The sequence below is a fragment of the Thauera sp. JM12B12 genome (assembly GCF_039614725.1).
GTDB lineage: Bacteria > Pseudomonadota > Gammaproteobacteria > Burkholderiales > Rhodocyclaceae > Thauera.
In genome coordinates this window covers 161,942-175,677 of record NZ_CP154859.1, presented here as the reverse complement: position 1 = coordinate 175,677, position 13,736 = coordinate 161,942, and the positions used below count along the sequence as shown (strand labels likewise).

Here is a 13,736-nt window from a genome sequence, read left to right as displayed (position 1 = left end):
CATCCGCATGGTCCCGCATCACAGGTGACAAGCCGCGACGGGGCACGCACAATCGGCCGCGACTTCAGAAGCGCTCACCGGACAGACAAGGACACATGCCCAAGATCCGCACCACGCTGCTCGCCACCCTCTCGGTCACCCTGCTGATCGCCTCGCTCGCTCCCGCCCACGCCCAGCGCGCCGGCAATATCGGCGGCTGCGACATCCGCCGCGGCACGCTATGCACCGACATGAACCTCAACGGAGCGAACCTGGAAGGGGTGAACCTGGCTAACTCGCAGTTCACCCGCTCCGACCTCTCCGGCGCGAACCTGCGCGGCGCCACGCTCGACGAGGCCAACTTCTTCCAGGCCGAGATGGCGGGCGCGGTCATGGACGAGGCCTCGATGCTGCGCACCAACCTGCGCGGCGCGCGCCTGAGCGGCGCCAGCCTGAAGGGGACCCGGCTGCGCAACGCCATCCTGCAGAACGCCGATCTTCACGACGCCGACCTCTCCGCCGCACAGCTCGGCGGCGCCGATCTCACCAACGCACGCGCCGAACGCGCCCGCTTCGACGGAGCCGACCTGCCGCGCACCAATCTGCGCGCGGCCAAGCTCTCGGGCGCATCCTTCGTCGGCGCCAACCTCAAAGGCGCCAACTTCACCCGTGCGCAGCTCACCGACGCCGACCTCACCGGCGCCAACCTGGATCAGGCGATCTTCCTCAACGCACAGACGGACGGCTGCAAGGGCTGCCCGTGAGGGCTCACACCACTCCGGCGCCGTGCGCCTGCTGGTCGGCCCAGTAGCTCGAGCGCACCATCGGGCCGCAGGCGGCGTTCTTGAAGCCCATCTTCAGCGCCTCGGTCTCGAACATCTTGAAGGTGTCGGGATGCACGTAGCGCAGCACCGGCAGGTGGCCGCCGGAGGGCTGCAGGTACTGGCCGATGGTGAGCATCTCGACGTCGTGGGCGCGCATGTCGCGCATGACCTCGAGGATCTCGTCGTCGGTCTCGCCGAGGCCGACCATGAGGCCGGACTTGGTCGGCACCTCGGGGTGGCGGGCCTTGAACTGCCTGAGCAGCTCGAGCGAATAGGCGTAGTCCGACCCCGGGCGCGCCTGCTTGTACAGCCGCGGCACGGTCTCGAGGTTGTGGTTCATGACGTCGGGCGGCGCGGCGTCGAAGATGTCGAGGGCGATCTCCATGCGGCCGCGGAAGTCGGGCACCAGCACCTCGATGCGGGTGCTGGGCGAGGCCGCGCGCGTCTCGCGGATGCAGTCGACGAAGTGCTGGGCGCCGCCGTCGCGCAGGTCGTCGCGGTCCACCGAAGTGATCACCACGTAGTTCAGGCGCATCGCGGCGATGGTCCTGGCGAGGTCGGCGGGCTCGTCGGCGTTGAGCGGCTCGGGACGGCCGTGGCCGACGTCGCAGAACGGGCAGCGGCGGGTGCAGATGTCGCCCATGATCATGAAGGTGGCGGTGCCCTTGCCGAAGCATTCATGGATGTTCGGGCAGGAGGCTTCCTCGCACACGGTGTGCAGCTTGTGCTCGCGCAGCGTTTCCTTGATCTCGTTGAAGCGTTCGGCCTCCTGGCCGGCGCCGAGCTTGATGCGGATCCACTCGGGCTTCTTGAGGCGTTCGGCGGGGACGATCTTGATCGGGATGCGGGCGGTCTTGTCGGCGCCGCGCTGCTTGCGCGCTGGGGTTTCCATGGTCGCTGTTCTCTGTGGGTTTCCGGGTAGGAAGGGACGAGGGGGCGGGCTCGATTATGGCCCGGGAGCGGCCGCCGCGGCAGCCGGCTGCGTCTGATGGGGCGTATCGGCGCCGATGATGGGCGGCAAAAGGCGCTGCAGATGGCCCAGCAGGCGCTCGCCGACCGCCTCCACGCTGGCGTCGACGCCGAAGTCCTTCATGCGGATCGTCTTCAGGCCCTCGTAGCCGCAGGGGTTGATCCAGCCGAAGGGGGCGAGGTCGGCGTCGACGTTGATCGCCAGGCCGTGGTAGCTGCAGCCGTTCTTCACCCGCAGGCCGAGGGCGGCGATCTTGTCGCCGGCGATGTAGACGCCGGGCGCGCCATCCTTGCGCTCGGCCGCGAGGCCATGGTCGGCCAGGGTGTCGATGATCGCCTGCTCCATCAGCCACACCAGCTCGCGCACCTTGAGCCCGCGTCGGCGCAGGTCCAGCAGCAGATAGGCCACGAGCTGGCCGGGGCCGTGGTAGGTGATCTGGCCGCCGCGGTCGATGTGCATCAGCGGGATGCTGGCCGGGTTCTTCAACAGGTGCTCGGGTCTGCCTGCCTGGCCGAGCGTATATACCGGCGGGTGCTGCAGCAGCCAGATCTCGTCGGGCGTGTCGGCGCTGCGCCCGGCGGTGAACACGCGCATCGCCTCGAGCGCCGGCGCGTACTCCACCACGCCGAGGCGCTTGACGATCACAGCACCACCTTGACCATCGGGTGCGAGGTGAGCTCGCGGTAGAGCGCATCGACCTGCACCTGAGACACCGCACGGAAGGTGCAGGTCACCGCCAGGTAGTTGCCCTTGCTCGAGGGTCGCATCTCGGCGCCGGCGGGCTCGAAGTCGGGCGCGTGGCGCAGCACGACCTCGATCACCGCCTGGGCGAAGCCATCCACCCGCGCGCCCATCACCTTGATGGGAAAGTCGCAGGGATACTCGATCAGGGTCTGGCGCGTCTGCGCGCCTTGCTGCTCAGCCATTGCGCATCACCGTGTTCTTGAAGTCCTGGTACCAGGCGTGCATCTGGCGGCCCATCGGACCGGGCTTGCCATCGCCCACCGGGCGGCCGTCGAGCGTGGTGATCGCCAGCACTTCCTTGGTGGAAGAGGTCATCCACAGCTCGTCGGCGCTGCGCACCTCGGCCTCGAGCACCTCGCGCACCGCGTGCTTCATGCCGTGGCTGCGCGCAAGCTCGAGCACCACGTCATAGGTGATGCCGGGCAGCATCAGGTGGCTCTTGGGCGGCACGAGCAGCACGCCATCCTTGCACACGAAGATGCTGGAGGCCGCGCCCTCGGTGAGGAAGCTGTCGCGGAACAGCACCGTCTCCATGCAGCCCTGGTCGATCGCGTGCTGGCGCAGCAGGCAGTTGGCGAGCATCGACACCGTCTTGAGGTCGCAGCGCAGCCAGCGGATGTCGGCGGCGCTCACCGCAGCGATGCCGCTGGCACGCTGCCCGGCGCTCGGCGTGACGAGCGGCTCGCTCATCAGGAACACCGTGGGCTTCACTTCCGGCCCGGGGAAGGCGTGGTTGCGCCTGGTGTCGGCGCCGCGGGTGACCTGCAGGTACACCGACTGGTCGTCCCAGGGATTGCGGGCGACCAGCTCGAGGATGAGCGCCTTCCATTCCTCGGCAGCATGCGGGTTGGGCAGACGCATCGCGCCCAGGGTGTTGGCCAGCCGGGCGACGTGCTCGTCGAGACGGAAGGCGCGGCGCGAATACACCGGGATGACCTCGTAGGCGCCGTCGCCGAACAGAAAGCCGCGGTCCATCGGCGACACCCGCGCCTCGGCGAGCGGCAGGTAACGTCCATCGACGTAGGCGGTGACCACGCTCGAACTCATGTCGCGCCTCAGAGGCTCTTGAAGAACATCACGATCGCGTCCCACAGGCGGCCGAAGAAGCCCGCCACCGGCACGTCCTGGAGCGCGACCACCGGGTACTGGCCGAACGGCTTGCCATCGACGGTCAGCGACAGCGTGCCGACCGGCTGCCCCTTCTCGATCGGCGCCACCAGCGGCTGACGGCTCTCGAGGGTGACCTGGATCTTGTCGGCCGATTCCTTCGGCAACGACATCACGAAATCGCTGGTGAAGCCCACCGGCAGCTCGTTCAGCTTGCCCTTCCAGACGCGGAACTGCGAAAGCGCCTGGTCGGCGGCATAGAGCTTGACGGTCTCGTAGAACTGGAAGCCGAAGTTGAGCAGCTTGAGCGACTCCTGCGCGCGCACGGTATCGGAGGCGGCGCCGAGCACGACCGAGATCAGGCGGCGCTCGCCGCGCTGGGCGGTCGACACCAGGCAGTAGCCGGCGCTGCTGGTGTGGCCGGTCTTCATGCCGTCGACCGTCGGGTCCATGTACAGCAGGCGGTTGCGGTTGGGCTGCTTGATGCCGTTGTAGGTGAATTCCTTCAGCGAATACAGGTTGTAGTACTCGGGGAAGTCGCGAATGATCGCCGCGGCGAGGATCGCCAGGTCGCCGGCGCTGGTGTACAGCTGGGGGTCGGGGAGGCCGGTGGAGTTGGTGAAGTTGGTGTTCTTCATGCCCAGGCGCTGGGCCTCGCGGTTCATCAGCGCGGCGAAGGCCTCCTCGCTGCCGGCGATGGTCTCGGCGAGCGCGACGCAGGCGTCGTTGCCCGACTGCACGATCACGCCGCGGATCAGCTCGTCCACGGTGACCGGCTTGTTCGGCTCGATGAACATGCGCGAGCCTTCCATGCGCCAGGCCTTGGTCGACACCGGCACGACCTGGTCGGGCGTCAGGGTCCCGGCCTTGAGCGCGGCGAAGGTCAGGTAGGCGGTCATCAGCTTGGTGAGCGAGGCCGGCTCGATGCGGGCGTCGGGATCCTTGCCGGCCAGCACCTGGCCGGTGGCGTGGTCGACCAGCACCCACGCATTGGCAGCGAGCGCCGGGGCCGGGATGGACTGCGCCAGCGCGCTCAAGGAAAACAGTGAAACGAGTACGGCAATCAGAAAACGCATCGGGAAAACCTGGGGAGTGAAGAAGAGCGGAAGCGCCTGATTATAGGCGCCGCCTCGGGACAGGCCAAAAAACGAAAGCCTTTGTTGCAACCCGCCGCGACGGACAGCGGGTTCAGCGCACGACGACGAAGGGCTTGAGCTTGAGCAGCGTGCCCATGCGCTCGGCCGCGTTGCGCGCCGCATCGACCGACTCGTAGGGCCCGGCGTGGAGGCGGAAGCGCTCGCCGTCGGCAAAGAGCTCGAAGCGCTCGGCCAGCTTCCCGGCCTGGCCCTGCACGGTGTCGCGGAAACCCTCGGCATTGGCGTAGGAGGAGAACGCGCCCAGTTGCAGGAAGATGCCGCCGCTCGCCGAGGCGATCGGCGGCGCGAAGCCTTCGGCTGCGCCGCAGGCGGGCGAGGGGCCGCATTCGGAGGCCAGCGCGGCGGCAGTGCCGGAGGCGGCGCCGGCCGCGGCCTGGGCGACCGCTGCGGCGGGCGCCGCCTGGGCGAGAGGAGGAAGCGCACGCGCCGCGGGCTGCGGCTCGCCGGCGGCGATCACGCCTTCCTTGTCGCGCGCGGGCAAGGGCGGCACCGCGCGCGCTGCGGCCATGAGCGGCGCCTCGCTGGGGAGGATCTGCTCGACCTCGACCTGGGCGCTGCCGGCGTTGATGTAGCCGAGCTTGTGCGCGGCGGCATAGGACAGGTCGATGACCCGCCCGCGCAGGAAGGGGCCGCGGTCGTTCACCCGCACCACCACCGAGCGTCCGTTGCCGAGATGGGTGACGCGCGCGTAGCTGGGGATCGGCAGCGTCGGGTGCGCCGCGGTCATCGCATACATGTCGTAGGGCTCGCCGCTGGAAGTCGGGTTGCCGTGAAAGCGCCGGCCATACCAGCTCGCGTGGCCGCGCTGGCGGAACGGGCGCACCTCGGTGGCGGGCACGAAGCTCTGCCCCATGACGTGGTAGGGGCGGTTGGCGAAGCGGTGCAGCGGTTCGTCGCGCGGCTCGGCGTCGGGGATGGCGTCGAGGTTGTCGGGAACCGTGTCGTCCGGGCCGTCGTCCTTGTAGTAACCGCCGCCGCGCGTCACGGCCTGACGCGCGGTCTCGGGCACCGGCGCGGCGGTCGCCTCGGCATCGCGCTTGGGCGCCGAGCCGCAGGCCGACAGCAGCGCGGCGGCGCAGATCGCGGCGAGGACGAGCGCGCAGCGCCGCAGCGGCGCGCACCGGGAGCGGAAGGGATCGACGCGAGGAAACGGGTCTGCGCCCACATGGGCGGCCGGCAACGGGGCGTGCTCGGGATGCATGCTTTTCTCGGGCTTTCAGGTCTTGTCGGCGAAACGGCTGCGCTGGATGCTCATCAGGATGCCGATACCCAGACAGAGCGTGACGAGCGCGGTTCCGCCATAGCTGATGAAGGGCAGCGGCACCCCCACCACCGGCAGGATGCCGCTCACCATGCCCATGTTCACGAAGGCGTAGGTGAAGAAGATCATCGTGATCGCGCCGGCGAGCAGGCGCGCGGCGTGGGTGGGCGCGTTGGCGGCGATGTGGAAGCCGCGCAGCAGCAGCGCGATGTAGGTGGCGAGCAGGGCCAGGGCGCCGACGAGGCCGAACTCCTCGGCGAGCACGGCGAAGATGAAGTCGGTGTGGCGCTCGGGCAGGAAAGCGAGGTGGGTCTGGGTGCCGTCCATCCAGCCCTTGCCCGTCACGCCGCCGGAACCGATCGCGATCGTGGACTGGATGATGTGGAAGCCCTTGCCGAGCGGGTCGCGGGTAGGGTCGAGCAGGGTGCACACGCGCTGCTTCTGGTACTCGCGCAGCACCTGCCAGTCCACCTCGGGCTGGCACAGGGTGTCGCCGAAGGCCACGATCGAGCCCAGCCCGATCACCACCGCCACCACCAGAGGAATGATCAGCTTCCAGGACAGGCCGGCGAAATAGATGACGTACAGGCCGGACGCCGCCACCAGCAGGCTGGTGCCGAGATCGGGCTGGACGAGGATCAGCCCGACGGGCACCAGCAGCAGGACGCCGGCGACGATGAAGTCGAGGAAGCGGGTCTGGCCCTCGCGCTGCTGGAAGAACCACGCCAGCATCAGGGGCATGGCGATCTTCATCAGTTCGGAGGGCTGGATGCGCGCCACCCCGAGGTCGAGCCAGCGCTGGGCGCCCTTGGACACCTCGCCGAACAGCTCCACCGCCACCAGCAGCAGCACGCCGAGCAGATACAGCGGCACCGCGAAGGACAGCAGCCGCTGCGGCTTGAAGAAGGCGATCACCCACATGCCGGCGAGCGCGATGCCGATATGGGTGATCTGCGAATCGAGCCGCTCGGGCGAGGCGCTCTGCATGAGCACGTGCGCATAGGCCAGGAGCACCGCGAGCAGCAGCATCAGGACGGGGTCGATCGGCCGCAGGAAGCCGCGCACCAGGGCCAGCGGGTTGAAACGGCTGTCGTTCATCGCCCGCTCCTCACTGGCGTGCCGGGCGCCTGCGCGGCGACCACCGCCTGCGAACGCGGGAGCGGGGCGGGCTGAGAGGGATCGCCTTGGGCGCCGGCTGCAGCGGCGTCAGGGACGGCCTCGGTCTCGGGGCCCGCCGGCGGAGCGTCGTCGGCGCCCTCCACCGCCTCGGCGTCCTCCGCGGCGGGCGCGGCCGAGGGCTGGTTCAGCAGGTAATAGTCGATGACCTGGCGCGCGATCGGCGCCGCCGACTGCGCGCCGAAGCCGCCGTTCTCGACCAGAACGGCGAGCGCGATCCTGGGGTTCTCGGCCGGGGCGTAGGCGACGAACCAGGAGTGGTCGCGCAGGCGCTCGCGCACGTTCTTCTCCACGTAGCGCTGGCCGCGCAGCGAGAACACCTGCGCGGTGCCGGTCTTGCCGCCGACGCTATAGGGCGCGCCCTGGAAGGCGCGCCGCCCGGTGCCGCTCTTGTTCACGTCGACCATGGCGTCGAGCACCGCCTTGATGTGGGCCTGCCGCAGCGGGATCTCGCGCAGCGGCTCGGGCTCGATCGCCCGCCGCTGGCCGGTGCGCGAATCGACCACGTACTTGACCACGTGCGGGCGGAACAGCTTGCCGTCATTGACCAGCGCCGCCATCGCGTTGGCGAGCTGCAGCGGCGTGTAGGCGTTGTAGCCCTGGCCGATGCCGACCGAGATGGTCTCGCCGGCATACCAGCGCTGCTGCTCGGGCTTGCGGAAGCGACTGCGCTTCCAGTCCGGGGAGGGCAGCACGCCGGTCGCCTCGCCCGGCAGGTCGATGCCGGTGCGGTCGCCGAAGCCGAAGGGCGCCATGAAGCCGGAGATGCCCTCGATGCCGAGGTCGTTGGCGAGCTGGTAGTAATAGGTATTGCACGACACCACGATCGACTTGTGAAGATCGACCATGCCGTGGCCGCCGATCTTGTCGTCCATGAAGCGGTTGCCGCCGAAGTTGAAGTAACCGATGTCGTGGATCGCCTGACCGGCGGTGCGCTTGCCGGCCTCGAGCCCGGCGAGGGCCATGAAGGGCTTGAAGGTTGAGCCGGGCGGGTAGGTCGAATAGATCGCGCGGTGCAGCATCGGATGATCGGGCGAGTCGTTGAGCGCCTTCCAGTCCTGGGTCGAGATGCCGTCGACGAAGAGGTTGGGGTCATAGGTCGGCATCGACGCCAGCGCCAGCACGCCGCCGGTGGCCGGTTCGATCGCAACCAGCGCGCCGCGACGGTCGCCGAAGGCCCGCTCGGCGACCTTCTGCAGCTCGATGTCGAGGGTGAGCTCGAGATCGTTGCCCGGTGTCGCCGGCGTATGCGACAGGGCGCGCACCGCCCGTCCGCCGGCATTGACCTCGACCTGCTCGACCCCGGTGGTGCCGTGCAGCTCGTTCTCGTAGGACTGCTCCAGCCCGGCCTTGCCCATGTGCAGGGTGCCGCGGTAATTGGCCGCCTCGCCAGCTTCCTCGATGCGCTCGACGTCGCGTTCGTTGATGCGGCCGATGTAGCCGATCACGTGCGAGGCGGTGGTGCCCTGCGGATAGTCGCGCAGCAGGCGGGCCTTCACGTCCACGCCCGGCAGGCGATAGCGCTGCGACACCACGCGCGCAACCTCCTCGTCGCTGAGCCGGCTGCGCAAGGGCACGCTCTCGAAGTTGCGGCTCTCCTCGTAGAGCTTGCGGAAGCGGCGGCGGTCGCGCGCATCGATCGCCACCAGGGTGGCGATCTCGTCCAGCGTGGCCTCGAGGTCGCGTACCTTCGAGGGCGTGATCTCGATCGTGTAAGTGGCGTAGTTGCGCGCCAGCACGACGCCCTTGCGATCGACGATGGTGCCGCGGTGGGGGACGACCGGGAGCAGGGCGATGCGATTGTCCTCGGCACGGGTGAGGAAATAATCGTGGCGCTGCACCTGCAGGAAATGGAAGCGCGCGGCGAGCACGCCGAGGCAGACGAGCACGAACAGCACCGCGACCACCACCCGCAGGCGGAAGCGCGCGAGTTCGGCCGCCGGTGCGCGAAACTCGGTCATCGCCCGCCGGCCTCAGATCGGGCGGTTGTCATCGCGCTCGACCGGCTGCAGCTGGGGCAGCAGCAGCACGAAGGACAGCGGCAGCCACAGCAGCGCGCTGCTGAAGCTCGACAGGAAGTACGACCAGCCCGGGAACTCCGCGCCGGCGAGCAGCCGCACCGCCACCATCAGCAGCTGCGCCAGCAGCAGCAGCGGCAGCACGTGCAGCGCCTGCTGCCAGGCCGGAAACCACAACACGCGCCGCGCCAGGCTGTTGGCGAGATAGGCGAGCACGACATAGGCGAGCGCATGCTGGCCCATCGCCGCGCCGAGACCGACGTCCATCAGCAGGCCGAACACGAAGCCCACGCCCATGCCGATCACCAGCGGCTCGCGCACGCACCAGAACACCAGCACCAGCGCCACCCAGTCGGGCAGGCCCGGGGTGCGGCCGGTGGGGATGTATTCGAGGCCGAGGGCGACGAACAGGCTGAGGTAGACGAACCACTGCTTGACCGGCAGCAGGATGCGGCTGGAACGGTTGGTCGGCTGCACGACTCAGCGCCCTCCCTGTTCGTCCGCCGGCGGCGGGGGCGGCGGATAGGCCGCGCGACCCACCACCAGCACCTGCACGCTGCGCTCGATCGCGGCGAGCGGTTCGCACTCGATGCGGGCGAAGGCGTCGGTGTCACGGTTGACGCTGGTCACCGTAGCGACCGGCAGTCCGGGCACGAAGACGCCATCCAGCCCCGAGGTGACGAGCTGGTCGCCGACGCGGATGTCGACGTCGGCGAGCACGTGGCGCATCTCCAGCATGCCGCGGCCCACGCCGTAGAGCACGCCACGCACCCCATTGCGCACCACGCTGACCGGGATCGACTGGTTGCGGTCGGTGAGCAGGGTGACCTCGGACTGGACCGGATGGACGCGGGTGATCTGGCCGATCACCCCCTGCGCATCGACGACCGCGAGACCCGGCTCCACGCCTTGCTGCGCGCCGCGGTCGAGGATGACCTTGCGCGCGAAGGGGTCGGGCGCGTTGTAGAGGATGTCCGCGGCGATGCTCCTGGTCTCCACCCGGCGCGACATCTGCAGCAGCTCGCGCAGGTGGGCGTTCTCCTGCTCGAGATGCTCGAAGCGCAGCAAACGCTCGCCGGCGCCGAGCTGGTGGCGGCGCAGCTCGGCGTTCTCGAGCTGCACGTCGATCAGCGTGCCGAAATAGCGCGCGGCGTTGCTCACCACGTCCGCCGGCGTGGCCGCCGCCATCTGCAGCGGATAGGTGACCACCGAGAGCGCGTTGCGCAGCACCTCGAGGTAACGGAAGCGCAGGTCGGCCACCAGCATCACCAGGCAGAGCGCGACGAACACGAACAGGCGCGCCAGCGGCGCCGGTCCGCGCTTGAAGATCGGGGGAGGCTGATGGCCGACGAGAGACATCCGGAAAACCAGGGGCCGTCAGGTTGGAGGCGGCGCGCCCCGGCGGGATGTGCCGGGGCGGCGCGTCACTCGGAGGTGAAGATGGAAGCGAGCTTGTCCATCTTGTCGAGCGCCATGCCGCAGCCGCGCGCGACGCAGGTCAGCGGCTCCTCGGCCACCACCACCGGCAGGCCGGTCTCTTCCATCAGCAGGCGGTCGAGGTCGCGCACCAGCGCGCCGCCGCCGGTGAGCATCATGCCGCGCTCGGCGATGTCGGCGCCCAGTTCGGGCGGGGTCTGCTCGAGACCGATCTTGACCGCGGACACGATCTGGTTGAGCGGCTCGGTGAGCGCCTCGAGGATCTCGTTGGACGAGATCGTGAAGCTGCGCGGGATGCCTTCGGCGAGGTTGCGGCCCTTGACCTCCATCTCGCGCACCTCGGAGCCGGGGAAGGCGGAGCCGATCTCCTTCTTGATCTTCTCGGCGGTGGTCTCGCCGATCAGCATGCCGTAGTTGCGGCGGATGTAATTGACGATCGACTCGTCGAACTTGTCGCCGCCGACGCGGATGCTGCCCGAGTACACCATGCCGCCGAGCGAGATCACGCCGACCTCGGTGGTGCCGCCGCCGATATCGACCACCATCGAGCCGGTGGCGTCCGACACCGGCAGGCCGGCGCCGATCGCAGCTGCCATCGGCTCCTCGATCAGGAACACCTGCGAGGCACCGGCCGCCAGGGCCGCGTCGCGGATCGCACGGCGCTCGACCTGGGTCGAGCCGCAGGGCACGCAGATGATGATGCGCGGCGACGGCGACAGCAGGCGCGAGTCATGCACCTTCTTGATGAACTGCTTGATCATCTGCTCGGTGACGACGAAATCGGCGATCACGCCATCCTTCATCGGACGGATCGCGGTGATGTTGCCCGGCGTCTTGCCGAGCATCTGCTTGGCGGCATGGCCGACGGCCTGGATCGAGCGCTTTGCGTTGGGACCGCCTTCGGTGCGGATCGCCACCACGGAGGGTTCGTCCAGCACGATGCCCTTGCCGCGCACATAGATCAGGGTGTTGGCCGTGCCAAGGTCGATCGCGAGATCGTTGGAGAAGTAGGAGCGCAGGAAACCGAACATGAAGCCTTCCGAAACCGGTGAAGTGGTCGAGCCGCGAGCCGCCGCGTCTTGATCCGTGCGGCAACGCGAAAACCCCGCCCGCTACCGCTAAGCGGCGCAGCCCCGGGCGGGGCAAAGACAGTTATGATAACCTACAAACCTTTGTGGATTCAGCAGGTTTTGTTACCTCATGTCGCTGTCCAATGACCAAGTCGGGCACATTGCCCGCCTCGCGCGCATCGCGCTTTCCGACACCGAACTGGACGCCACCCGCGCCAAGCTGAACGGCATCCTCGGCCTCATCGAGCAGATGCAGGCGGTCGACACCACCGGTGTCGAGCCGATGAGTCATCCGCAGGAGCTGGCCACCCGCCTGCGCCCCGACCTCGTCACCGAGGCCGACCGCCGCGACGCCTTCCAGAGCGTCGCGCCGCAGACCGAGGCTGGCCTCTACCTGGTGCCGAAAGTCATCGAATGATCCGCTCCGCAGCCACCCCTCCCGTCGCTGCGCCCGCCCACGCCGGCCGCATCCGCCGGCCGCTTGCCGCGGCGCCCACCTGCCTGCCCGAAAAATGATCAACGCTTCCCTCCCGGAACTGCGCCGTGCGCTCGACGCCCGGCAGATCTCCGCCGTCGAACTCGCCACCCTGTTCCTCGACCGCATCGACGAACTCGACCCCGCGCTCAACGCCTTCATCACCGTCGATCGTGAAGGCGCGCTTGCCGCCGCCCGCGCCGCCGATGCGCACATCGCCGCCGGCAGCGCGGGACCGCTCACCGGCATCCCGCTCGCGCACAAGGACGTGTTCTGCACCGAAGGCGTGCTGACCACCTGCGGCTCGAAGATGCTGGCGAACTTCGTCAGCCCCTACGACGCCCACGTGGTCAGCCTGCTCAAGGCCGCCGGCGCGGTGAGCCTGGGCAAGACCAACATGGACGAGTTCGCGATGGGCTCGTCGAACGAGAGCTCGCATTTCGGCGCGGTGAAGAACCCATGGAACCTCGGGCGCGTGCCCGGCGGCTCGTCCGGCGGTTCGGCCGCGGCGGTCGCCGCGCGCCTGGCGCCGATCGCAACCGGCACCGACACCGGCGGCTCGGTGCGCCAGCCTGCGGCCTTCTGCGGCATCACCGGCATCAAGCCGACCTACGGCCTGGTGAGCCGCTACGGCATGATCGCCTACGCCTCCTCGCTCGACCAGGGCGGCGCCTTCGGTGCCAGCGCCGAGGACTGCGCGCTGCTGCTGTCCGCGATGACCGGCTTCGATGCGCGCGACTCCACCAGCCTGGAACGCCCCACCGAGGACTACGCCGCCGCGCTCGCCGCGCCGGCGGGGGCGAAGCCGCTCGCAGGCCTGCGCATCGGCCTGCCGCGCGAGTTCTTCGCCGAAGGCATGGCCGAGGACGTGCGCGCCGCCATCGACGCCGCGCTCGACCAGTACCGCACGCTCGGCGCCACCACGGTCGAGGTCTCGCTGCCCAACGCGAGCCTGGCGATCCCCGCCTATTACGTGATCGCCCCCGCGGAGTGCTCGAGCAACCTGTCCCGCTTCGACGGCGTGCGCTACGGCCACCGCGCCGCCGACTACGGCGACCTCGCCGACATGTACGCGAAGAGCCGCGCCGAGGGCTTCGGCGCCGAGGTCAAGCGCCGCATCCTGGTCGGCACCTACGTGCTCTCGCACGGCTACTACGACGCCTACTACCTGCAGGCGCAGCGCCTGCGCCGGCTGATCGCGCAGGACTTCCAGGCCGCCCTGCAGCACTGCGACCTCATCGCCGGCCCCACCACGCCGCGCACCGCGTGGGCGCTCGGCGAGATGGCGGACGACCCGGTGCAGATGTACCTGTCGGACATCTACACGATCGCGGTGAACCTCGCCGGCCTGCCCGGCCTCTCGCATCCGGCCGGCTTCGGTGCCGGCGGCCTGCCGGTGGGCCTGCAGCTGATCGGCGACTACTTCGCCGAGGCGCGCCTGCTCGACACCGCCCACCGCTTCCAGCAGGCCACCGACTGGCACGCGCGCCGGCCGGCCTGCGCCGCCTGAGTCGCGTG

Annotated in this window: 14 protein-coding genes; 3 read left to right on the top strand and 11 right to left on the bottom strand. The window is 69.3% G+C overall.

Features of this window, described 5'->3' with window-relative positions:
• Window positions 1-95 precede the first annotated feature (95 nt).
• The gene (locus tag AAG895_RS00755; RefSeq protein WP_345793662.1) at window positions 96-743 is read left to right on the top strand and encodes a pentapeptide repeat-containing protein; all 648 of its coding nucleotides are present in this window, start codon (window positions 96-98) and stop codon (window positions 741-743) included.
• Window positions 744-747: 4 nt separating this feature from the next.
• Here the strand turns inward: AAG895_RS00755 and lipA are convergent, their stop codons facing one another.
• The 11 genes from lipA to AAG895_RS00700 all read right to left on the bottom strand — a co-directional run bounded on the left by lipA (window position 748) and on the right by AAG895_RS00700 (window position 11,704).
• Window positions 748-1,695, bottom strand: coding sequence for a lipoyl synthase (gene lipA, locus AAG895_RS00750; RefSeq protein WP_345793661.1), 948 nt, complete (start codon window positions 1,693-1,695; stop codon window positions 748-750).
• A gap of 54 nt (window positions 1,696-1,749) precedes the next feature.
• A complete protein-coding gene (gene lipB, locus AAG895_RS00745; protein ID WP_345793660.1) occupies window positions 1,750-2,418 on the bottom strand; it encodes a lipoyl(octanoyl) transferase LipB in 669 nt (222 codons plus the stop codon).
• Window positions 2,415-2,699: a DUF493 domain-containing protein gene (locus AAG895_RS00740; RefSeq protein ID WP_345793659.1), complete on the bottom strand. Its 285-nt coding sequence runs from the start codon at window positions 2,697-2,699 to the stop codon at window positions 2,415-2,417. The genes lipB and AAG895_RS00740 overlap by 4 nt, the downstream gene beginning before the upstream one ends.
• A complete protein-coding gene (locus AAG895_RS00735; RefSeq protein ID WP_345795348.1) occupies window positions 2,692-3,552 on the bottom strand; it encodes a D-amino acid aminotransferase in 861 nt (286 codons plus the stop codon). Before AAG895_RS00735 ends, AAG895_RS00740 begins: the two co-directional genes overlap by 8 nt.
• 20 nt (window positions 3,553-3,572) lie before the next feature.
• Window positions 3,573-4,700 carry a D-alanyl-D-alanine carboxypeptidase family protein gene (locus tag AAG895_RS00730; protein WP_345793658.1) on the bottom strand — a complete coding sequence of 376 codons (1,128 nt, stop codon included), beginning with the start codon at window positions 4,698-4,700 and terminating at the stop codon, window positions 3,573-3,575.
• Window positions 4,701-4,812: 112 nt separating this feature from the next.
• Window positions 4,813-5,982: a septal ring lytic transglycosylase RlpA family protein gene (locus tag AAG895_RS00725; RefSeq protein WP_345793657.1), complete on the bottom strand. Its 1,170-nt coding sequence runs from the start codon at window positions 5,980-5,982 to the stop codon at window positions 4,813-4,815.
• Window positions 5,983-5,997: 15 nt separating this feature from the next.
• The gene (gene rodA / locus AAG895_RS00720) at window positions 5,998-7,140 is read right to left on the bottom strand and encodes a rod shape-determining protein RodA (protein WP_345793656.1); all 1,143 of its coding nucleotides are present in this window, start codon (window positions 7,138-7,140) and stop codon (window positions 5,998-6,000) included.
• Window positions 7,137-9,179, bottom strand: coding sequence for a penicillin-binding protein 2 (mrdA, locus tag AAG895_RS00715; protein ID WP_345793655.1), 2,043 nt, complete (start codon window positions 9,177-9,179; stop codon window positions 7,137-7,139). The genes rodA and mrdA overlap by 4 nt, the downstream gene beginning before the upstream one ends.
• A 12-nt stretch (window positions 9,180-9,191) precedes the next feature.
• Entirely contained in the window at window positions 9,192-9,713 is a 522-nt protein-coding gene (gene mreD, locus AAG895_RS00710) for a rod shape-determining protein MreD (RefSeq protein WP_345793654.1), read from the bottom strand.
• A gap of 3 nt (window positions 9,714-9,716) precedes the next feature.
• Window positions 9,717-10,595, bottom strand: coding sequence for a rod shape-determining protein MreC (mreC, locus tag AAG895_RS00705; protein WP_345793653.1), 879 nt, complete (start codon window positions 10,593-10,595; stop codon window positions 9,717-9,719).
• A 65-nt stretch (window positions 10,596-10,660) separates the two neighbouring features.
• The gene (locus tag AAG895_RS00700; RefSeq protein ID WP_345793652.1) at window positions 10,661-11,704 is read right to left on the bottom strand and encodes a rod shape-determining protein; all 1,044 of its coding nucleotides are present in this window, start codon (window positions 11,702-11,704) and stop codon (window positions 10,661-10,663) included.
• Window positions 11,705-11,873: 169 nt separating this feature from the next.
• Here AAG895_RS00700 and gatC point away from each other — a divergent pair, with 169 nt between their 5' ends.
• Window positions 11,874-12,161: an Asp-tRNA(Asn)/Glu-tRNA(Gln) amidotransferase subunit GatC gene (gene gatC / locus AAG895_RS00695; protein WP_345793651.1), complete on the top strand. Its 288-nt coding sequence runs from the start codon at window positions 11,874-11,876 to the stop codon at window positions 12,159-12,161.
• A 94-nt stretch (window positions 12,162-12,255) separates the two neighbouring features.
• Complete coding sequence (gene gatA, locus AAG895_RS00690; RefSeq protein WP_345793650.1) at window positions 12,256-13,728, top strand: Asp-tRNA(Asn)/Glu-tRNA(Gln) amidotransferase subunit GatA; 1,473 nt, start codon at window positions 12,256-12,258, stop codon at window positions 13,726-13,728.
• Window positions 13,729-13,736 lie beyond the last annotated feature (8 nt).